Below are 20458 nucleotides of genomic sequence, written 5' to 3' on the forward strand. Positions count from 1 at the left end.
TGTTAAATAAGCTTTGAGTTGTCATTTACGGGAGGAGACTACATGGCAGGAACAACCGGTGAAAGACCGTTTTCCGACATTGTTACTAGTATTCGCTATTGGGTGATTCACAGCATCACCATTCCGGCTTTATTCATTGCCGGATGGTTGTTTGTCAGCACAGGGTTAGCCTATGACGTGTTTGGGACACCTCGCCCGAACGAATACTATACACAAACTCGGCAAGAGGCACCAATCATCAAGGAACGCTTTGAAGCAAAGCAACAAATCGAAGAATTTTTACAGCAAAAATAGAGCGAATTGAACTCAGAATCCCTATGACAAGTAATCTTCCAAATCAACCCGTTTCTTATCCGATTTTTACGGTTAGATGGTTGGCAGTTCACACCCTTGCTGTTCCAACTGTCTTCTTCTTAGGTGCAATTGCAGCAATGCAGTTTATTCAGCGATAGGAGATCATTGTGGCACCCTTAGAACGTACCCCAAATCCTAACAAGCAGCCTGTTGAGTTGAACCGGACTTCACTCTACCTTGGCCTGCTGCTCATCTTCGTACTCGGTATTTTGTTCTCTAGCTATTTCTTCAACTAGGTTATATCTGGGGAGGAATGCACTCTAAAGCGCTCATTTCCTGCCCAGGTAGCCTAGGGTTAGTAGGCGTTTGTAGTTTGAGGCCTACTCTCGCTGTGGCTAGTTAGGTTACGTAGGTCTTTCATATTTGCGTTTTCAGAATACTAGCAAACCAACTCGTATTAGGAGGTAAAAAGCAATGTTGCAGTCTGGCAGAATTCCCCTTTGGGTTGTAGCAACAATCGCCGGAACTGGTGTCCTTGTTGTGGTAGGACTCTTCTTCTATGGTGCATATGCCGGATTGGGTTCTTCAGTTTAATCGCTTCTAACCACTTTTGCCTGGTTCGTTAGCCTTGAGGTTCAATTCAGCTATTTTGAAACCTGAAAAAGTTTGACTCTGAAGAGAATCCGCTTTAAGCAAAGAAGAACAACTGAAAAAGAACCGCCCTATTTCTGAACCGATGAGGGCGGTTCTTTATTTTAATATTTAGCTGATCTTGATTGACCGCAAAACCTTAGCCATTGTTCGCCTATTAGCTATAGACACGATCTTCTGGAATCAACCGTGCCTACACAAACTAACTGCATGGGCTACTCAGCTCTAATTGAGTTGAATCACCTACTTCAAAGCTACTTTGCAGCTACCTTGATAGCAGATTGAGGAATGACTGTCAAAGACTGGGTATGAGGCTGTTGATTAAACCAGTTCAATCCTACAACGGTATAAATCTCAGAGTTATGATTCTGAAACGTGTCTCCAACCGCAAATGTCTTATCGCTGACTAAGGTACCGATCGGTCTGCGGTGGGTGTCGATTAGCAAGTATTGCATAGAAATACCTCTTGAAATTAGGACGATGAACTACAAAAAACGAACTACAAACTATTCACACGAAATAACAGAAGAGCCACTGAAAAGAAATTGCTAATAGTTAGAAGCAAGAATACTTTGCAACTATAAGCTATAACCACAACTTACAACTATAAATTTGTTTTCCTCCGTCTAACTTCCATTCCAGTTTTCACTCCAGAGCTCTATCTATCAGCGTCAATCCATTAAAGTCTAGATGCATTGAATACTTGCTCAACTACAGGAAAAACCGAGCAGGGCACCTTGTTGATCCCTTTACGTTTGCTTAGGCTTTTTGCTTAAGGTTTCAATCTGTAGAAAACCAGCTATTCAAACAGAAAACTCATGGCCGACCATCATCGGAAAGACAGCCAAAACTATCCCGGCAGGCAGATACAGCCATCCAGCCAAGGACAAACCAATCCAGACCAACAGAACCATTTGACAGTCTTACTCAAGAAGAGCTGAAGATCTAATTAGATCATTTACAAGCTATTTCTAAGCACTAACAGGAAGCAATCCTCATCCGAACAATAACTGCATTACTTACTCAGAACTGCCTTCAGTAATTGACTGGAAGACTGAACCAAATTGTAAGCACTTAAGCGGAAAAATTAACGCCTAGGAAACTATTGAGTGGACTTTTCAAACTATCTGAATCTGTCTGTTTAGCGACTCCCATTCTTATAACATGTCTTTTTGAGAAATGACTAACTTTAAGAAAGTTTATTTTCAACTTGGTTTGAGTTAACAATTCGCCCAACTCCTTACCAATTCTGGAATAGAGCGACTCTAATTTTCTCTTTCAAAAGGAATTTTCTGCACCATACCCTCTTTCAATTAGGATGGTAAACGTTGCAGAACCACCTGATTAAATTCTCATAAAAGAATTTTTGGCACCCTCACTATCCATAGATCAGTTGCTTTTATTTTCAGCTGAACTGGGTGGGTCGAGTTCTAATAACCACCCAATTTGCCTTGCCGTTTAACGGTCTGGGTCGCCCATTGGAACAGGAAAATACCCACACAGAAATACATCGCTCCATTGATCAGCGACAACCCCCACGCCATCCAGTCTAGGGCTGCACCACGGGCCATAACCTCGCGCAATAGACCTGCCCCCGGAGCCATTGGTAGCAACCAGCCAATCGTCCGCGCTGTGCCCGTCCAAGTTTCAACCGGGGTCGTGAACAAGAATAAGAGAGCAAACTGGAAAACACCGAGGAGTTGCTGCACCTGCTTTAAAATCAGCGCCATTGCTCCCATTGCGAACGAGATGCCGTAAGCCCCCAGCAGGACCGTAAACAGGGGAAAAACCAGGCTAGGCGGAAAGCGAAGTTGACTACCTGTTAGGAGCAGAATCAGTAGCAAAATGCCCAGGTTAATCGCCAGATTCAGCAGTAGACTAGCGATTGTACGCATCAGAAATACCGTTGGGGCGCGGTAAGGCGAGAGAAACAGCTGCTCCAAAGTACCTGTGCGTGCTTCTTGTTGGAGTCCGCCAGCAATATCCCCCAAAATGAACAGCATCAGCGTCCAGAGCACATAACCGACAATTATTGAGTCGAGTCGGTCACCCAACTGAAATGCAGGACCAGCGATGTAGCGAGCACTCAGAAACAGGCCGTAAAAAATGATCGTGGTGCCAATCATGCCGCCAATCACCTCGGAGGAATAGCGGACGAGTTGAATCCAGCTTCGTTTGAGTTCAGCGAGAAAAAGAGACATTACCATACCAACTCTCAGTTTTTTTTAGCGGCAGGATGTGCATCACACAGCTAGTTGAACGTTGTGAAGCTGTATCCCAATCACCGGGCAAGGCGATTAGACACTGCCTTCTCGGACTAGTTTGAGGAAGATCTCTGTTAGCTTGGCCTGTTCTTTTTCAATCCGCACAATCGGCAGGGGCCGCAAAATATCCAGTACCGAATACAGTGTTTCGGGATCAGGTAAATGAATCTGGAGCTGATCCACAACGGTAGCTAGGGAGCCAAGTTTGTGGAAGCGCTCTGCATCCAACGGTTGTTCTAGCTCGATCCGGTAGGCAGTTCCAGAAAATTGGCGAATCAGGTCAGTCGTGGGTTCTTCCACCACGATTTCACCCTGGTTGATAATAGCCACCCGATCCGATAGGTCTTCGGCGATGTCGAGTTGGTGGGTAGTCAGCAGGATAGCGCGTCCCTCTGCCGCAATCTCGCGCACCAGTCGTTTAACATTTTCTGTCGCTTCTACATCCAACCCTAAGGTAGGTTCATCGAGCAACAGCAGTTGGGGATCATGGATCAGGGCTACAGCAATAGCTAGTTTTTGCTGCATGCCGCGAGAGAGGGTTTGCGTTAACGCTCGCCGTTTATCTTGTAAATCAAACCGCTCCAATAAGATCTGGCTGCGCTGTCGCGCCACTCGTTGACTAAGGCCCCGCAAAACGCCGAAATACTCCAGATTCTCTTCGGGGGTCAGCCGCCAGTAGACATTGCGATTTCCTTCTAAAACAGCCCCAATTGACCGAAGGGCTTTAGGATCTCGGTGAGGGTCACGCCCGCTAATTTTCACCTGACCTGCATCTGGCACAATTAGCCCAGCGATAATTTTAATGGTCGTCGTTTTACCCGCACCATTTGGCCCCAGAAACGCCAGCACTTCGCCTGCTGAAATCTGCAACGAAACATTCTGTACCGCTGCAACATTTTTTCTCTGGGCACGATAAAATTTTTGGAGGTGAACCGCTTGCAAAACCTGCATAGAGACACAAAACACTTGTACTTTACAGTGTAACGAAAGTGTAATGAGAACCTCTAGTGTAGCGGGCAATTATAGCCAGCGTCGATCGGACGAAAGGGTGATCATTATCTATGCTATCTAGCACCTCATTGGCGCGGAAGTCTGCCTTGTAGTTTTAGGCATTGCTGAATTCAGGGATAATTTTGGGCGTTGCTGAATTGGGGTATGAATTGCCTCCCGAGACCCCCAATGCTGGGGGAAGATCTTTCAAAGTCCCCCAGCATTAGGGGATTTAGGGGGATACCAAAATTACAGCAACGCCACGATTCATACCTCTATTCAGCAACGCCCAAAATCTTCTCTATCATATATAGGTTTATACTATAGAATACGAAAGACAATCATAATTCTTTACTAAATAGCTACGTAAAATGGAATTTTGGATTTCCCTTGATATAAACTCGATTCAGATTGTACTTTATATTTAATATATTCGATTGGTAATACTCTAACAGGTCGTTGAGGCAGTCCATCGTCGAGACAAGTTAGCCAGCAACTCTCTAGCATACCGAAGCAATCCCTGTGGGTAATAACGCAGCAATAGATAGAGGGATTGGGCCGCTAATTGAGGCTGCTTTGTGAGCAAATAGAATTTGATGTCATAGACCATATAGCGGCCATATATCTTGATCCAGTGCTGCTTACCTTGACGATAGGCAGTCTGATATTGCGGATTCTGACGGAGGTGGGGCTGTTGTTTTTTCAAAACTTTCAGAGTAGATGCCAAATGATGCGAAGGACGGGCCGTTGTCGAAGCACTGACATCGTGGGTCCGGTAGGCTACAACCTCTTGATTGTGACAATGACCTGGAAACGCGGCTGCAACCCGCAGGTACATATCATAATCTTCTGCCACCGTCAGCGTCGTATCAAATTTTCCTACTGTTTCAAACACCGAGCGATGAAACAAATGACGAGCTGGTGGATGGACCGAATTGCCTTTGAGAATGTTGGGATAGATAGGCTGAGGATAGGGGTGCTCTAGGACAGCACGATTGGAACCTTGAAGGCGGATTCCATTGGTATCGATGTTTCTACAGACGCCAAACACAAAACCACAGTCAGGGTGCTGGCGAAATGCTGCGAGTCCGGCCTCTAGCGCGTTAGGCAATAGGTAATCATCGTGGTCTAAAAAAACAATATATTCTCCGCAACTGACCTGTAAACCATAGTTTCGAGCAGCAGATACACCTTGTCGAGATTGATAAATATATTTAACTTGCGGATAGCGAGCTACAATCGCTCTGGTTTGATCAGTTGAACCATCATCAACCACAATGATCTCTGTTGCCGCAATCGATTGGCCTAGTGCGCTTTCAATTGCTTCAGCTAAAAATCGTTCTGCGTTGTAGCAAGGAATGATTACCGATACAGTTTGTGAATTCACGTTAGCGTACCCCGAAAAGTATCATCAATCTAAACATTTACATACAATCTTTAAGGTCAAGATACTCAGACCAGAACATTCTTTATCTAGAACAAACCTTCATTCTGATCATAAAAAACTATGCATTCACAATTTAGTTTTCTGGAACCTTTTGGAACACACCTTATTGCGAATTCAGCTAATTACAGATCTAACGACAAACTCATTCAGAGCTAGGATTCGGCTAATTTACTAACGTAATTGATTCAGACGCACCCAACGTTACGACTAGTGGAGCTAGCTCAATTTGACTACATTCACTTGATCTAGAGTCTAATGATTTAGAGCCTAATTAGTATCGCTACTCACAAAACCGTACAAGGATTGCAAGTATGCTTCCAGTCTATCGTGATGCTAGCATTTCTACTGAGATTTTGGCTCAATTTCATCACTACTTTACCGATAGATCTACGGAGGAGAGGCATGGCAGTACTACTCAATTCAATCAGCCTATCGTCTAAAGCGGTTGCAATTAGTCCCGCAATTGGTCCCTGTAACTCTCTACAACTACGCTGAATACCAATCCAGAATCGCAGCAGAATTGGCAAAAACTTTATAATTACCGCATAGGTACTGCGTAATCATCGCCAGCAGCACCGACTGCGTTGCACGGGTCTAGAACTAGGATGAGCGTTACCGCCTAGGTAACGATCCGAGCCATTAACAGGCTAATCGGCACACTAATTGACACACCAACCGACAGACTACAAAATCTGATTCAAATGAGCAAACCAAAAAGAGCAGCCCCATCTACTGGATGCAAGCACCAATATCGATGAGGCTGGAGACGCAGTTAGGAGGTATCTTGAATTCCACATTAACTGCAGAAAGCAAAAATGCCGTTCGTTTTAATAAGTTCTTAAGCTATGCCGACAAAAACAAGAATTTTTTACTGTATTTTGTTGTTTTTCTTACCAAATCATAGAGTTTTATTGAGGTCTACCGATTCTAATTCTATTCTTCGACCCGATAGCCGAGTTCAGACAATTGCAGTCGCGACTGCCGCCACTTGGGTTGCACTTTGACAAACAGTTCTAGATAGACCTTTCCCATCAGCAGCTTCTGAATTTGCTGACGGGCATTTGTGCCAATCGTTCGCATCATGCTGCCCTGTTTGCCGATTAAAATACCCTTTTGCGAATCGCGCTCGACATAGATGGTGGCTAGAATTCGGGTAATCTCCGGATCTTCTTCAACCCGGTCGATAATCACTGCAACTGAATGGGGCACTTCTTCACGAGTCAGCGCCAAGATCTGCTCTCGAATTAACTCACCTATGATGAACCGCTCTGGCTGATCGGTAATCAGGTCAGGCGGATAGTAGTAGGGACCAGCTTCGAGCCGGTCGATCAGGCAAGTTTGTAGCTCTTCGAGACCATCCCCCGTCAGGGCAGAAAATTTAGCAACGGGCCAGCCTTGGGCTGCTGCGAGCTGCTGATAGGATTGATCGAGTTCGGACGATTCTGTCGGCTGCTGGTCAATTTTATTGACGCCGAGGACAACGGGCACCGAAGCTTGGTTGAGCAAATTTGCAATGTAGCGATCGCCTCCGCCCGCAGGCACGCTACCATCAACCACAAACAGCACTAAATCCACTGATTCAATTGCGTTTTGCGCATTGCGCACCAGCACTACCCCCAACTCGTGCTGAGGTTTATGAATACCTGGCGTATCCACAAAAATAATTTGGGCTGTAGGCAGGGTGAGGATACCCCGTAGACGATTGCGCGTCGTTTGGGCTACTGGAGAGGTGATCGCAATCTTCTGCCCTACTAATCGATTCATCAAAGTTGATTTACCGACATTGGGGCGTCCAATAATGGCAATGAAGCCTGACTTAAACCCCGCTGGTGCAGCAGGAATTAAGGAACCTAGCGTGACGAACGGAATAGAAGAACCAGAACTGGAATCATTGGAATCATTAGCATCAAATGTGCTCATATCATGCGGCCTCAGTAGGTTGCACTCAATAGGTTGCACTCAAGGGATAGGTTGAACTGGCCCTGCCTTCTCAGGCTAGCCCAGCCCCGCTTAGATCGACAGCCCCAATCAATCAAGCCAAATCATAGATTGAAATGAATCGATCAGTCGAAAAACTGCATTCTACGACATAACAGAACATTACAAAGTTTCTTTAAGCTAATTTGCTTTGTGGAAAACTCTTAAATTTCTGTGGAAAACCCTGGGGAAAGGGTGGGGAAAACGACCGGTTTTGCGAGAAAAGATTCACTCTGTCTCAACACTTGTGCAAAACTAAATTCTCTTTCCACAGCTTTTTCACAGCCCCGAAAGCGCTGGAAGGCAGGGATATCAATCATCACAGGATGTTTTCCACAGTTTCCACAGCCTCTACTACTACTAGATCTCTTTAAAGTTATTTCAGGATATAAGAATTTGGTGATCCAGAATCGAGTTAGGTTGTCCGGTTCGTGATTCCTAATCTGTAGGCATAAAGTGGACAAACCCCGCCGTTGCTGTCAAAGAAAGCCGTTGCTGTCAAAGAAATTTAGTCTAAAAAATTGCATCTTTTGAAACCAGGGGTGCTAGGATTACGCTTCGAGCTAACCCATGGTTAGAAAAATCGGTTACGATTAACGTCCAAAATCACAAATTTTCCGCTGTGGGCCAGTACACGCAGTCGGAAGCTGCACCAGAAACGACCCAGATCCATGAAACTCATCTGCAACCAAAGCGAACTGAACACCCATCTCTCCCTTGTAAGTCGAGTTGTGCCGTCTCGTCCCAGTCACCCAGTTTTAGCCAATGTGTTGTTGAGTGCTGATGCTGCAACACAGCAGATTAGCCTGACCGGATTTGACCTCAGTTTGGGTGTGCAAACCAGCTTCCCGGCTCAGGTTCAGCAAGAGGGCACCCTGACCCTACCTGCAAAGCTGCTGGGCGATATTGTCTCACGGTTGCCGGAAGGCGAAATCATCCTCGACGATTCTGATGGTTCCGACGGTAAGCCAGTGGGTGAATCGATGGTAACACTGACTTGCTCGTCGGGGCGTTATCAAATGCGCGGCATGGGGGCAGAAGAATTTCCAGAGTTGCCTGCGATTGCCGAAGCGGAAGTCACCTATCTACCCGTTGAGGCCCTTTCCGAAGGGTTGCGCGGTTCTCTGTTCGCTACCAGCTCAGATGAAACTAAGCAGGTGCTAACAGGCGTGCATTTAACGGTCAACCCCGACGGTATGGAGTTTGCTGCGACGGACGGCCACCGGCTTGCGGTTGTGCAAACTAGCCCTGCTGATTTTGCTGACAATGCAGCGGTCAAATCAACGGATGATCAGACTCTCGATGTTACTGTGCCTGCCAAAGCACTACGAGAATTAGAGCGGATGATCCAGCTTAACTCGGTTGCGGACTCGGTTGCGGTGCGGTTTGATCCAGGTCAGTTAGTGTGCGAGTGGGCAAATCAACGCTTAACTAGCCGGCTGCTAGAAGGCCAATATCCCAACTACCGCCAGCTCATCCCCCGTCAGTTTTCGCGTCAAATGACGATAGAGCGGCGGCTATTTGTGTCGGCTCTGGAGCGGATCGGAGTGTTGGCCGATCAAAAGAACAGCATTGTCAAAATCAATCTAGATAGCGTCAAGCAAGAAATTATCCTATCTGTCGATGCCCAAGATGTTGGCAGCGGACGAGAAGCGATCCCGGCTCAAATTTCGGGTGATGATCTCGAAATTGCTTTTAACGTCCGATACTTGCTGGAAGGTCTAAAGGCATTCAATACGACCGATGTCCAAATGCAGTTTAATGCCGCCACTAGCCCTTCGGTGCTGAATCCCATCGGTGGCATGAAGATGACGTATCTGGTGATGCCGGTACAGGTGAGATCCTAAAGTAAGAAAAGGTTGATTGTTGGGTGAACGATAACTTTTCTGCCACGGAACTCTTATGCTTCTAATTGACTTCGGAAAAGTTATGCTAAGTAGGGAAAGCTTTTGAGCCAACTTCCGCAACAAGCTGGCTTCAAAAGACTGATAGTAGACAACTACAGAACCAATGGCAGTGATGTTTTGGGTCAATGAGGCGTTGCTGCGCTGGGGAGAGAGCAGTGGCTTGGTGTGGCTCCTGCACTTCCAATCAAAGTTTCTTAAGGCATTGCACCCGTTCACAAAGTTGGATTTTGTCAGGAGAGCAGCCATATTTTGTATTGTGGAATTTTAGACTCTGTTCGGAGTTAGAATTCTCGATTCAGGAGGCTGACGCTCGGATGCATGAAATCTTGTTGGGAAAATACCTGAGTTTACAAGAATTTTGCACTTGTACGCAAACGTATAGGAGGTATGCTGATCGCATCAATCCATATCCTGCAAATCCGGAAGAAACAATTCCAGCTCTAAAATCTCTCTGTGAACACATCCTTGACCCTGTGATTGCTCACTTCGGAAGGGAACAGTTTCAGTTGACCTATGGATTTTGCTCAAAGGATTTGAAGCGGTTTCTGGCTCAGAAAGACCCGGAGACAGGCAAAAAGAATGGTCGGGTTGATCCAAGCCGAGATCAGCACATGGCGCATGAGAAGAACCGGAATGGCAAGTATTACTGCGATCGCCTCGGTGCTGCCTGTGATTTTCGGATTGTAGGGTTGGAGAGCGCTCGTCTCGTCGAGTGGATTCTAGAGCAGCGATTGCCGTTTGACGCGCTGTACTACTATGGAGGCGATTCTCGTTCCGAGACACTTCGTGAACGACCCATCCACATCAGTTACGCTCCTCAACAAAGGCAAAGTATTTGGACATTCACAGACAGGGGAGTGCCAACCAGAAAAGGGATCGAGCGGTGGCTTGAGCAAGTGGAGCCATGTTTCTCGATCTCTGAGCAATTTCGAGAAACATGGAGTAGCGTTTGAAGAGGCAGCAGAGGTTTTTCTCGATCCCTTTCATGTCGTTGGTGATGCATCAGCAAATGATGAAGCTCATACGGAAGATGAGGTTGCTCAGATTTTGCAGGAAATCCGCTTGGAATCGCAGTAATTTTTTATTTGCAATCCAGAAAAAGCTTCACAATGCCAGCTTGTGAATACTTTTGACCTGAAGACGCGCGGCAAACAGCAGAACGGCAAGAATATCATCTGATTCGAGGTCATCATAGTCAGCAAGAATCTCTTCAGTTGTCATGCCGGAACTCAGAAGTTCAAGGATAAACTCGACAGGATAGCGCAGCCCACGAATGCAGGGTTTACCATGACAGATATCTGGATTATGCGTGATGCGTTGCAAAAGTTTTTTTCCCATAATGAGATGCTAGCCTACGAATTCAGAAGGGGTAGTTGAATCTGAAGTGGAAGTGATTTTCTATCTTGGTAATCTAAAGTCTTAATACCATTCCATTTTTCAACAGTTGGCTTATACCAATAATCTGAATGTACTTCTGGGAACCTCGAAAAATTCAAATCTTATTGAGAATAACTGCACTGTAGCAAGGCTTTCAGAGTCTGTTCATTTGCAATAGGACAATTAATCAAGGCTCCCTTCTTACAATTTTTGCTTTTTACGACAAGATCGGACTAATTTCACCCGATAGGGATTAGCATCTTTCCGCCACACCACCCGTTGGCGTAGCCTTTCCGCAGGAAATTGTCCCTTCAACTCTGCACAGTGATCCTCCAGGCACTTCTGCCAACCTCGGCGATGCGTGCTAACGCACGGGCTGTCACTACCGTCCAGCTAAGCTAAACTTACAGATACTCGTCTTCTGCAGATACGATCATGACCCTCCCCCTGCCGCCAGATTTACAGCAGTTTGCCGATCGCCAAATTGCCAGTGGTAAGTACACCTCACTGGATGAGATGATGCTGGCTGGTCTGCGGATGCTGGCAGAGCAAGAACAAATTTATCAGGGACGGTTTGAAGAATTGCGCTGTGAAGTATTGCTTGGAGCTTTAGAAGCTGAACAGGGAGAGCTTCTGGATGCTACCAGCGAAATCGAGGCGATTCGTCAGCGATTACGCCGACGGCATTCTGGATCATGAGCCGAGCTTGTCGCATCACGCCTCGTGCCAGTCGAGATATTGGAGCAATTGCAGATTACCTTGCCGCTCAAAGCAGTCTAGCCAGTGCTGAAAACTTTCTGAGCGGCATCGATTCAACCCTTCAGCGAATTGCTCAGTTTCCTCAAATTAGGTCGCAAACGCGACGAACTCTACCCTGGTTCCCGCAGTTTGCCCTACGAGAAATACTTAATTTTTTACCGCCTCCTCAATGAGGATATTGAAGTGCTCAGAGTCGTGAGTGGTTATCAGGATTTGACGGCTCTGTTTGAAGATCCACCTTAATCGTTATAAGGCTGCTTCGCTGTCGCTGAATAGACTTCAGCAACTTCACCCGATAGGGATCAGCATCTTTCCGCCACACCACTCGATGTCCCTTTAATTCAGCACAATGCTCCTCTAGACACTTTTGCCAGCCACGATCGTCATAAATCAGGCGCAAATCATCTAGCAAGCCCCACCCTTCCTCCTGCCGGGTCAGCTTCGCGAACTTCTCATACAGCGGATAGTCGGCTGTCACCATTGAATCCTTCTGGTGCAGTAGGGGTGGATTGTCGTTGGAGTCGTAATCCCGGTAATGGACGTGGAGATCCCGCAAGTCGATCTCCATACTGGTGTGCAGGGCAGGATGGGGATCGATGTCAAAATTTGGGTAGAACAGGTAGGAAATCTTGGGTTTACGGAAGTGGAACTTGATGACATTGGCTTCCTGGGGACGACCGATCGTGCGAGAGGCACAACCTTCGTAGAGCCTGAGCAGAGGATCAAGTGCCTCGATCGCCGACACATGCACCCACAGAGAATTCGGTCGCTTCTGCCCGATCGCACTACTCTTACAACGTTCCTCGACGACCTCCAGATTGCCCAAACTCATCAGCATCAGGTCTGCCGCAGCACAGGCTTGCTGGTAGCCCCCAAACAGGCTCTTGATGTCATTCTGAACCACAGGTGTCAAATCCCGAAGCTTGGGACGACGACCAAAATGGCTTAACGCCAAATAAACTAGCAAGTCTTGACGACGACGATCGCTAATCGCATCCCATTCCTGCGGGTTTGTGGCTTGTAGGACGATCTGGAATGCCCGTCGTAGATTGCCAAACTCGGTGCTGAGTGATTCCGTCTCAGGCAGTTCTTCTAGGGTCGGCAGTCGTCCCCGCTCCGTAAAGAATGCCATCAACCGAGTGAGCAGTTCCTTGTAATCTTCAAACCGCTTATTCGCGAGCTGAACTTTGGGGACGGAGACGCGCGACCGAAACCGTGATGCCCGGAAACTCTGTGCCTGTGCCTCGTCCCGAAAAACAAAGTAGATACCCAACCCTGCCGGAACGGCATCGACCCCAAGCACCTGGTCAATGTAAATCTTCAGTTCTTCCTGGTCGTAATACTTCTGAAAAGTATTGCGGCTTGTGATCACCCCATCGCCATAGGCAATCTGGCTATTCCCCTGCGCGATGAGAACCTGGGCAGCGACAATTAGCACCTGCCCGGTTAGCTCCCAGGCTTTAATCAACGCCTCACGCCGCTCTGCCTGCGACTCAATGACGTTGATGACATATCCCAAATTAACGACATCCGCAGCCATCAGGGGAGAATCTGGACGGTAGTAGGGGTCCCAGCCAGCACTCTCATAGCCCAGTTTGCCCACCCGTTCCAAGTCTCCACCCTGCCCGCATCCGTAGTCAAAGAAGGTTGTGGTCTGGTTGAGCAGCCCTGCTTCCAATGCCAAACGCACAGGTTTAGAGAAGTCGTTGCGGCTGATGGCTGCCTTGTGGCGATCGATCTTGACCTGCGTAGACTGGGCGTTGAGGAGCGATCGGTGGATCAGAGTGTGCCCTTGAAAGGCGACTTTGAACTGGGCTAAGCGTTCTTCCCAAGCCAATCGCGTCCCGATCGCTCTCGGATTATCCAGTAGCCCCAGAGCTTCCTCCTGGCGAGTGAGGGCAGCGAATTGCTGGTAGTGCGGATAATCAGTCGCAACAAAGGTTTCTTTCCGGTGAAGAATAAATGGGTTGCCTGCCTCACCGTAATCTCGATAGTTCACCTCACGGCTTTGCAGGTTCACCTGAATGCTGGACTGAAGTGCAGGGTGCGGATCGCTATCAAACTCTGGGTATAACAGGTAGGAGATGCTCGGCTTTTCCAGATTGAACTTAACGAGTGTGATCCTCTCTGGGGAGGCAATCTTTCTGGCTTCATTCTCGTACTCTTGGAGAAGTGGGTCTAATGACTCTAAGGCTGAGACGTGGACATATAAAGCATCCGGCAGGAGCTTACCCACCTTGCTGCGTTGGCAGGTAACGGCGATCGCACTAAAGTCATCAAGGCTACAAAACATCCGCACAAGACTTCATCTGCCTAAGTCGCAATTTGAACCCATTATGCTACTGCCCTTAGAGCTAATTTATAAAGTGAATCTAAAGCTCCGCAACCATTGGTACGGCTTGTTCCCCCCTAGCCCCCCTTCACAAGGGGGGAACTCGACTCCGATGCTCAAGTCCCCCTTAGCAAGGGGGATTTAGGGGGATCGAAACAGTTGTTTACAAATTAGCCCTTAAAGGGTTGATCACTTTGTGCGCTTTATTATTCTGCATCATCCCCGTTCATTAAGGACAATTAAGCTCCTCCCCCTATATATGGAGTAGCATAATAGATGCACGCTATGGCTGGGGCTTTCCAGGACGCTCTGAATCGTAGAAAATGGGTACATTCGTTCTATGGAATTATGACGGTAGAACAAGCGAATCGCAATACAGATACCGGCGGCAATTCTAAAGCCATCGTCTTTGCTCGTCATGAAACGTTTCATCCCCGCTTTGGTTGGTTGAAGAAGGGTTTTGATCGTGCCTCTATCGATTCAGAGATTTTCTTAAGGGAGGATGCCCCTGTTCGACTCGGCGTGGGAAAGAACATGGTGCGTTCCATTCGGTACTGGTGTTCTGCCTTTAAGCTGCTGAAGGATGACCAACCGACAGAATTTGGTCAGCAGCTTTTGGGGCAGGAAGGTTGGGACTCTTATCTAGAAGATCCTGCCTCTCTTTGGCTGCTGCACTGGAAATTGCTAGAAGCACCTAACTTGGCAACTGCCTGGGATGTTGCCTTCAATTATTTTCGTCAGGTTGAGTTTACGACTGAAGATTTGTTTTACCAGCTTTGTGAGTACCGCGATCGCGAAGCCCCCCGTATTTCTGAGTCTTCACTCAGGAAGGATGTGAGTTGCATTTTGCGGATGTATGTCGTGCAGCCCAGTGGTAAAGCTCAAGTCAGCGAAGATTCCTTAGATTGCCCATTTACAGAACTGGGGTTAATTCACACCGCAGGGGATTCTCGGCGCTATATGTTTCGGGTTGGGCAGAAGCCAAGCTTACCCCCAGAAATTGTGATTTACGCTTGCTTAGAGCACCACGCTCGAACAGGTAGCCCCGCCAAAACGATTCCAATTGCCAATTTGCTCTACGACCTCGGTAGCCCAGGACTCGTACTTAAGTTGACCGAGAGTGCCATCTGCGACGCGATCGAAGTCGTAGCCCGACGACGGGATCAGATTCGGCTCTCGGATGCAGCCGGAAAGCTTCAATTTTCCTTTGAAGGGGAGCCACTGAGCCTAGCAGCGGCTATCTTAGACGGGTACTATCGGTTCTCCTCTGGAGACGCTGCGCGAACGGGAAGGTGAGCAAGATGACTGATAATGGCTTCGACGTGAGCGGTTCCGTCGAGCGTCACCGTCGAGACGCTCAGCCGAACGTTCTATCAACCTATTTCAAGCTACACCGCCGCTACTACCGATCCGTCAATTTAGAGAGAGATTTAGATAAGCCTGATGCAGTTCAGGGCTATGTTCCGACTGAGCGATCGGCTGAAGCTTTGCGGCGGATTCTATCTGCCATTGGAGATCCGAATGCCCACCGAGCCTGGACATTAACTGGAGTCTATGGAATAGGAAAGTCAGCGTTTGCCCATTATCTTGCTGCTTTGTGTGCCCCAGAAGAAAGCCCGGTAGCCGATGAAGCCTGGGCGATCGCTGAGTATGCTTTTCCGGTTGACAGTCCGGAAATGGAAGCCATCACAAATGTTCCTGAGACTGGATTATTAAGAGCCGTAGCAACGGCTCAACGGGAGCCTTTAAGCTGGACAATCGTTCGTGCCTTATCGCGTGGGTTTGAGCTTTTTTGGAAGAAGAAGCGGAAGCCAGATTTCTGGATGGATCTTAATGAGTGGCGCTTCCAGGCGGAGGAGGGCAACTGCCAGGTTACCGACCAACAAGTGCTGAAATTGTTTCGAGAGGTCGTCCAAACGGTTGAAACAGATGTGCTGCTCATTATTGATGAGTTGGGTAAGAATCTGGAGTATGCGGCTCATCATCAAGGCATTCAAGATCTTTACTTGCTTCAACAGATTGCTGAGCTAGAGCTTAAGGGAGACTATCAGGTTCACCTGTTGGGCATTCTCCATCAGTCGTTTGCAGGATATAGCGATCGCCTCTCGACAGTAGAACAAAGCGAATGGACAAAGATTCATGGACGATTCACAGATATCGTTCTCACTGAATCGCCCAGCCAGATGACTCGCTTGATTGGGCAAGCGATCGTTCGCGTAGCGTCTCCAGAGGAGAATCGATCGAATGCTGATCCAGTTCTTCACAGCATTCACCTCCAAGCAGAAAGCTGGTTTGATGCGTTGAAGGATGTACTCTCGGAATACGAGATTTCAGCAAAAGTGCTAGCAGATGCTTACCCCCTACACCCCCTGACGGCTCTGGTGCTACCGATGCTCTGTGTGCGTTACGCCCAGAACGATCGCTCTCTGTTTACCTTTCTCACTAGTGACGAGCCTTATGCTTTCAGTCAGTTTCTTAAATCTACTGCAATTCAAGGTGGTCAAATCCCGACATTGAAGCTGTACCAGCTTTATGACTACTTTGTTGAGGCAGTAACCGGACTCGCGTCGCGGCTTAACTTACAACGTTGGGTTGAGGTACAAGGTTTAATCCAGGATGCTAAAGGCCAGAGCCAGGATGTTCTTAAGGTACTGAAAACCATTGGAGTCCTCAATCTAGTCACCTCAACCGGAAAGTTTCGTGCAACGCCTGAATTAGTAGCACTGGCATTGTGCGACTCCCCAGCGGATGAAAAGGGACGTAAGCATTGGCAGAAGACGATCCAATATCTGAAGCAGAAAAAATTAATTACTCACCGCAGTAGAACCCAGGATGAATTGCGAATTTGGCAAGGCTCAGATTTCGACGTTGAAGCCGCAATTCAAGCGCAAATCGAGCAAGCCTACAATCCCTTAGCTGATTTGTTGACCACAACCTATCCGCTAAAACCGCTGGTCGCTCAACGCCATTACACCACAACAGGCAACCTTCGCTATTTTGAGCAACGGTACGTTGATAGCCGGGTTGACCTACAGGCTTTGACTTGTACTACGACCGGGAGTGACGGCTTAATTGCTTACTGGTTAGATACCGCGTCTTTTGAATCAGTTCCATCACACACAGCAGATGGCAAGCCTCTGATTGTAATTACGGTTGCCAATCTTGAACTATTACGGATGCGTAGTGAAGATTTTTTGGCATTGAAGAAGATTTGGAAAGATGCCCCCGAATTGCAAACGGATGGTGTGGCAAAGCGTGAGGTTAGACAACGCCTTGTAGAAGCAGAGCAATTACTGAATGAAACAGTCGCTCTAGCATTCAACTGGTCAGCACAAAAAAATACCTGCTGGATTGATGGTCAACTCACCGCCATTGAGTCCTCCAGAGGCTTTCAATCTGCGCTTTCAGACTTGTGCGATCGCATCTACGACAAAGGTGCAGTGCTAGATAACGAACTGATCAATCGTCGTGAACTGACATCCCAGGGGGCAAAGGCGCGACGCGAATTGATCGAGGCAATGCTCAAGAATGCTGACAAGGAACGCTTGGGTTTAGAAGGTTATGGTCCTGAAGTAGCCATGTATGGGTCAGTGCTGGAAGCTACAGGCATTCATCGTCAGGAGGCTGATGAATGGGGCTTCCATCCACCATTACCCTATATTCCTGGGGCTGCCTTGAAAGGACGATTGCGGAGTGAAACGCCTAAGGCGACGCTATCTCCTACGGAGAGGCGACGCCAACGCGAACAGAGTAGCGAAGCTCCCCTAGAGTCAGCAACCGTTGATGTATCCTTCATTTGGAATGAAATCGAACGATTCTGCACAGAGGCGAAAGATAGCCAGCAAACGCTAGATCTGCTCTACCAGAAGCTAGAGCAGCCTCCGTATGGTGTAAAGCCTGGGGTGATTCCTATCCTACTTGCAGCTTTTCTGCTGGTTCATGTTGATGACATAGGCATCTACAAGGATGGAACCTTTATTCCCGTTCTGGGACCAGAGCATTTTGAGTTATTGGTGAAGGAACCCTCCCGCTTCTCGGTGAAATACTTCGAGATAGTGGGACTGCGATCGCAGGTCTTTAAGGAACTGGAAACTGTTCTGAAGTCTCCAAATGTCAAGGCTCCTGCGGGAGTTCGTAATGCATCATTGTTAGCGGTTGCTAAGCCCTTGTTTGGATTTGTCCGTCAACTGCCGGAATTTACTCAATCGACAAAGCGGCTGAGTGCAGAAGCACGAAATGTTTTACAGGCATTACAAACAGCTCAGGAACCCGATGCTTTGCTGTTTGTCTCTCTACCAGAGGCGTGTGGGTTCAACCCGATGACGCCGGGTAGCGAGGAAAATGAGCAGGAGGCAAAAGCGTTTCGGAAGAAACTGGTGCAATGCCTCCATGAAATTCAGATGGCTTACGACAATTTGTTGACTGACTGCCAGAAGCACCTTTATGAAGCATTTGGGGTTCGCAGCAAGGAAGCCAACTTAAGGGAGGATTTGCGGGTTCGTGCCAGCTACTTGGTAGGGCAATGCATCGATCCTGTCCTACGGCATTTTGTCGCCAAAGCTGTGGAAGAGGATTCGTCTGACAGAGATTGGCTAGAAGCACTAGTCAGGATTGTGGCGGACAAACATCCAAAGGGCTGGATTGATGAGGACTTCAGCCGATTTGAAATTGCTTTGAGCGATTTGGTTCGTCGGTTCGAGAACCTGGAAGCCCTTCGGACTGAAATCAAGCGACAAGGTAAAGGATTTGATGCTCTCAGAATTACAGTGACCGAACCAAATGGACAGGAAGTTCATGAAGTTGTTTGGATTGATGAAGAATATGCGGAGTTATTCGATCAGCTCACCGAAGAGGTATTGAATACGCCAGCATTGAGAGACAATCCCCGGCTTCAGAAGGGCTTTTTAGCAAAGCTCAACGAAAAACTCCTGAGTCGGAAAGATGTTGATTCTCAAGGTGAATTGAGGAAACCTAAACGGAAGCGGGGTCAGTCAGCATGAGCAAGAAGAAGGTGCGGCACATACTAGGTCTCTCTGGCGGCAAGGACAGTACAGCCCTTGCTATCTTTATGCGTCAGCAATACCCTGACCTAGAAATTGAGTACTTCTTCTGCGATACCCATAAGGAACTGAAGGAAACTTACGAGTATCTAGGGAGAATTGAAGATTGGCTTGGTATTAAAATTCATTACCTCGAAGCAGAGCGAGGGTTTGACCACTGGTTAGATGTGTACGGTGGAGTATTACCATCCCCTAAGATGCGGTGGTGTACCAAGCAGATGAAAATCATTCCCCTAGAGAAATGGGTAGGGGATGACGAGGTGATTACCTATGTTGGTATCCGTGCCGATGAGAATCGTGATGGTTACATCTCGACCAAACCCACTATTACAGCTAAATTTCCCTTCAAAGAACACGGACTCGTTAAAGCTGACATCATCCGTTTACTTGAAGAAAGCGGCATTGGAATGCCTGATTATTACCGCTGGCGATCGCGATCGGGCTGCTACTTTTGCTTCTTCCAGCGCAAGTACGAGTGGGTCATGCTAGCACAAGAGCATCCTGACCTTTTCCAGAAGGCAGTTGAATACGAGCAGAATCATCGAGATGGTAGAACCTACACCTGGACTCAAGGTGAAACGCTATTAGAGTTGCTAGAGCGCAAAGACCAAATTATTGCTGATCATCACAAAGCAATGGCGCGGGCAGCCCAGCAAAAGTCTGATCGTCCGTTGGTGGAAGCCTTAGAAGCTATCCTGGATGAAGAGGACGACACCTTGCCCTGTCTCGCCTGCCATTTATAAGCTGAAATTAAGACATTTAGTATAGTCCGAGATGCTATCCAGGAGGCCTGATGATCACTACCGCCATCAAACCCAATCAAACCCCTCATCCCGTGCGATTTACGGTGCAGGACTATCACCGTTTAATGGCATTGGGCTTTCTGGGCGAAGATGACCACATCGAGCTAATTCGGGGGGAGCTTATTCAAATGGCAGCAAAGGGAACTGCTCATGAAACCTGTATTACTCGATTGCTCAGGGTCTTACTCCCAATCATTGGAGATAGGGCGACTCTTCGGTGCCAGTCTCCCATTACGCTTGCGTTCGATGGAGAGCCAGAGCCAGATTTTGCGATCGTGCAAAACCGGGATGATGATTATGAATCAGCCCATCCAACACCTGCGGAAATGCTCCTGGTCATAGAAGTAGCAGATTCGTCGTTAGAGTACGATCGCACGGTCAAGCTATCTCTTTATGCCGAGGCAAGCATTCCCCACTATTGGCTGTTCAATGTAATTGATCGCATTTTGGAGACATACAGCGAGCCATCTCAAATTACAGCAAGTCAGTTTGGGTATCTGAATAGAAGAATCATCCCATCAACTGGAGTTGTGGAATTTCCACCGTTCCTTGAACAAGTGCTTGAGCTTACCTCAGTTTTTCCAAACATTTAAGAAT

18 protein-coding genes and 1 pseudogene are annotated in these 20458 nt (G+C 47.6%); 12 read left to right on the forward strand and 7 right to left on the reverse strand.

Features of this window, described 5'->3' with window-relative positions; translation table 11 throughout:
- Positions 1-42: 42 nt before the first annotated feature.
- The 4 genes from psbE to HJG54_RS22145 all read left to right on the forward strand — a co-directional run bounded on the left by psbE (position 43) and on the right by HJG54_RS22145 (position 888).
- Positions 43-294, forward strand: coding sequence for a cytochrome b559 subunit alpha (gene psbE, locus HJG54_RS22130; RefSeq protein WP_035998578.1), 252 nt, complete (start codon positions 43-45; stop codon positions 292-294).
- Between the two features lie 23 nt (positions 295-317).
- Positions 318-452, forward strand: a complete 135-nt coding sequence (gene psbF, locus HJG54_RS22135) for a cytochrome b559 subunit beta (RefSeq protein ID WP_072009709.1) — start codon at positions 318-320, stop codon at positions 450-452.
- A gap of 9 nt (positions 453-461) precedes the next feature.
- A complete protein-coding gene (locus HJG54_RS22140) occupies positions 462-590 on the forward strand; it encodes a photosystem II reaction center protein L (protein ID WP_072009710.1) in 129 nt (42 codons plus the stop codon).
- Positions 591-768: 178 nt separating this feature from the next.
- On the forward strand, positions 769-888 hold the full coding sequence (locus tag HJG54_RS22145; protein WP_072009711.1) for a photosystem II reaction center protein J: 120 nt from the start codon (positions 769-771) through the stop codon (positions 886-888).
- A gap of 311 nt (positions 889-1199) precedes the next feature.
- Here HJG54_RS22145 and HJG54_RS22150 read toward each other — a convergent pair whose 3' ends face one another.
- The 5 genes from HJG54_RS22150 to era all read right to left on the reverse strand — a co-directional run bounded on the left by HJG54_RS22150 (position 1200) and on the right by era (position 7566).
- A complete protein-coding gene (locus tag HJG54_RS22150) occupies positions 1200-1400 on the reverse strand; it encodes a hypothetical protein (RefSeq protein ID WP_316431434.1) in 201 nt (66 codons plus the stop codon).
- A 975-nt stretch (positions 1401-2375) separates the two neighbouring features.
- The gene (locus tag HJG54_RS22155; protein ID WP_316431435.1) at positions 2376-3146 is read right to left on the reverse strand and encodes an ABC transporter permease; all 771 of its coding nucleotides are present in this window, start codon (positions 3144-3146) and stop codon (positions 2376-2378) included.
- Positions 3147-3242: 96 nt separating this feature from the next.
- A complete protein-coding gene (locus HJG54_RS22160; protein ID WP_035998584.1) occupies positions 3243-4160 on the reverse strand; it encodes an ABC transporter ATP-binding protein in 918 nt (305 codons plus the stop codon).
- Positions 4161-4647: 487 nt separating this feature from the next.
- On the reverse strand, positions 4648-5586 hold the full coding sequence (locus tag HJG54_RS22165) for a glycosyltransferase (RefSeq protein WP_316431436.1): 939 nt from the start codon (positions 5584-5586) through the stop codon (positions 4648-4650).
- A 993-nt stretch (positions 5587-6579) separates the two neighbouring features.
- Positions 6580-7566: a GTPase Era gene (era, locus tag HJG54_RS22170; protein WP_316431437.1), complete on the reverse strand. Its 987-nt coding sequence runs from the start codon at positions 7564-7566 to the stop codon at positions 6580-6582.
- Between the two features lie 728 nt (positions 7567-8294).
- On the opposite strand from era, the gene dnaN reads away from it, so the two are divergent.
- Complete coding sequence (gene dnaN / locus HJG54_RS22175) at positions 8295-9470, forward strand: DNA polymerase III subunit beta (protein WP_316431438.1); 1176 nt, start codon at positions 8295-8297, stop codon at positions 9468-9470.
- 533 nt (positions 9471-10003) lie between these two features.
- Positions 10004-10483: a hypothetical protein gene (locus tag HJG54_RS22180; RefSeq protein WP_316431439.1), complete on the forward strand. Its 480-nt coding sequence runs from the start codon at positions 10004-10006 to the stop codon at positions 10481-10483.
- 151 nt (positions 10484-10634) lie between these two features.
- On the opposite strand, the gene HJG54_RS22185 is transcribed toward HJG54_RS22180, so the two are convergent.
- Positions 10635-10868 carry a DUF433 domain-containing protein gene (locus HJG54_RS22185; protein ID WP_316431440.1) on the reverse strand — a complete coding sequence of 78 codons (234 nt, stop codon included), beginning with the start codon at positions 10866-10868 and terminating at the stop codon, positions 10635-10637.
- Between the two features lie 474 nt (positions 10869-11342).
- On the opposite strand from HJG54_RS22185, the gene HJG54_RS22190 reads away from it, so the two are divergent.
- Together HJG54_RS22190 and HJG54_RS22195 are read left to right on the forward strand one after the other, a co-directional pair.
- Positions 11343-11606: a ribbon-helix-helix domain-containing protein gene (locus HJG54_RS22190; protein WP_316431441.1), complete on the forward strand. Its 264-nt coding sequence runs from the start codon at positions 11343-11345 to the stop codon at positions 11604-11606.
- Positions 11603-11909 (forward strand): annotated as a pseudogene (locus HJG54_RS22195) (type II toxin-antitoxin system RelE/ParE family toxin). Before HJG54_RS22190 ends, HJG54_RS22195 begins: the two are co-directional and overlap by 4 nt.
- On the opposite strand, the gene HJG54_RS22200 reads toward HJG54_RS22195, so the two are convergent.
- Positions 11854-13959 (reverse strand): DNA phosphorothioation-associated putative methyltransferase, encoded by a 2106-nt coding sequence (locus tag HJG54_RS22200; RefSeq protein WP_316431443.1) that lies wholly within the window; start codon positions 13957-13959, stop codon positions 11854-11856. The pseudogene HJG54_RS22195 and the gene HJG54_RS22200 overlap by 56 nt on opposite strands.
- 387 nt (positions 13960-14346) lie before the next feature.
- Here HJG54_RS22200 and HJG54_RS22205 point away from each other — a divergent pair, with 387 nt between their 5' ends.
- From HJG54_RS22205 to HJG54_RS22220, 4 genes are read left to right on the forward strand one after another with little or no spacing between them, the layout of a single operon-like run.
- A complete protein-coding gene (locus tag HJG54_RS22205; RefSeq protein WP_316431444.1) occupies positions 14347-15294 on the forward strand; it encodes a DUF4007 family protein in 948 nt (315 codons plus the stop codon).
- Between the two features lie 5 nt (positions 15295-15299).
- A complete protein-coding gene (locus tag HJG54_RS22210) occupies positions 15300-18998 on the forward strand; it encodes a hypothetical protein (RefSeq protein ID WP_316431445.1) in 3699 nt (1232 codons plus the stop codon).
- Complete coding sequence (locus HJG54_RS22215) at positions 18995-19801, forward strand: phosphoadenosine phosphosulfate reductase family protein (RefSeq protein WP_316431446.1); 807 nt, start codon at positions 18995-18997, stop codon at positions 19799-19801. The genes HJG54_RS22210 and HJG54_RS22215 overlap by 4 nt, the downstream gene beginning before the upstream one ends.
- Before the next feature lie 50 nt (positions 19802-19851).
- Entirely contained in the window at positions 19852-20454 is a 603-nt protein-coding gene (locus tag HJG54_RS22220; protein WP_316431447.1) for a Uma2 family endonuclease, read from the forward strand.
- Positions 20455-20458 lie beyond the last annotated feature (4 nt).

It is taken from the genome of Leptolyngbya sp. NK1-12, from assembly GCF_032598965.1.
Lineage (GTDB): Bacteria > Cyanobacteriota > Cyanobacteriia > Elainellales > Elainellaceae > Elainella.

Coding starts and splice junctions, on each gene's coding strand:
- psbE (WP_035998578.1), top strand. CDS start 43: ATGGCAGGAACAACCGGTGAAAGACCGTTTTCCGACATTGTTACTAGT.
- psbF (WP_072009709.1), top strand. CDS start 318: ATGACAAGTAATCTTCCAAATCAACCCGTTTCTTATCCGATTTTTACG.
- HJG54_RS22145 (WP_072009711.1), top strand. CDS start 769: ATGTTGCAGTCTGGCAGAATTCCCCTTTGGGTTGTAGCAACAATCGCC.
- HJG54_RS22150 (WP_316431434.1), bottom strand. CDS start 1,400: ATGCAATACTTGCTAATCGACACCCACCGCAGACCGATCGGTACCTTA.
- HJG54_RS22155 (WP_316431435.1), bottom strand. CDS start 3,146: ATGTCTCTTTTTCTCGCTGAACTCAAACGAAGCTGGATTCAACTCGTC.
- HJG54_RS22160 (WP_035998584.1), bottom strand. CDS start 4,160: ATGCAGGTTTTGCAAGCGGTTCACCTCCAAAAATTTTATCGTGCCCAG.
- era (WP_316431437.1), bottom strand. CDS start 7,566: ATGAGCACATTTGATGCTAATGATTCCAATGATTCCAGTTCTGGTTCT.
- dnaN (WP_316431438.1), top strand. CDS start 8,295: ATGAAACTCATCTGCAACCAAAGCGAACTGAACACCCATCTCTCCCTT.
- HJG54_RS22185 (WP_316431440.1), bottom strand. CDS start 10,868: ATGGGAAAAAAACTTTTGCAACGCATCACGCATAATCCAGATATCTGT.
- HJG54_RS22190 (WP_316431441.1), top strand. CDS start 11,343: ATGACCCTCCCCCTGCCGCCAGATTTACAGCAGTTTGCCGATCGCCAA.
- HJG54_RS22200 (WP_316431443.1), bottom strand. CDS start 13,959: ATGTTTTGTAGCCTTGATGACTTTAGTGCGATCGCCGTTACCTGCCAA.
- HJG54_RS22205 (WP_316431444.1), top strand. CDS start 14,347: ATGACGGTAGAACAAGCGAATCGCAATACAGATACCGGCGGCAATTCT.
- HJG54_RS22210 (WP_316431445.1), top strand. CDS start 15,300: ATGACTGATAATGGCTTCGACGTGAGCGGTTCCGTCGAGCGTCACCGT.
- HJG54_RS22215 (WP_316431446.1), top strand. CDS start 18,995: ATGAGCAAGAAGAAGGTGCGGCACATACTAGGTCTCTCTGGCGGCAAG.
- HJG54_RS22220 (WP_316431447.1), top strand. CDS start 19,852: ATGATCACTACCGCCATCAAACCCAATCAAACCCCTCATCCCGTGCGA.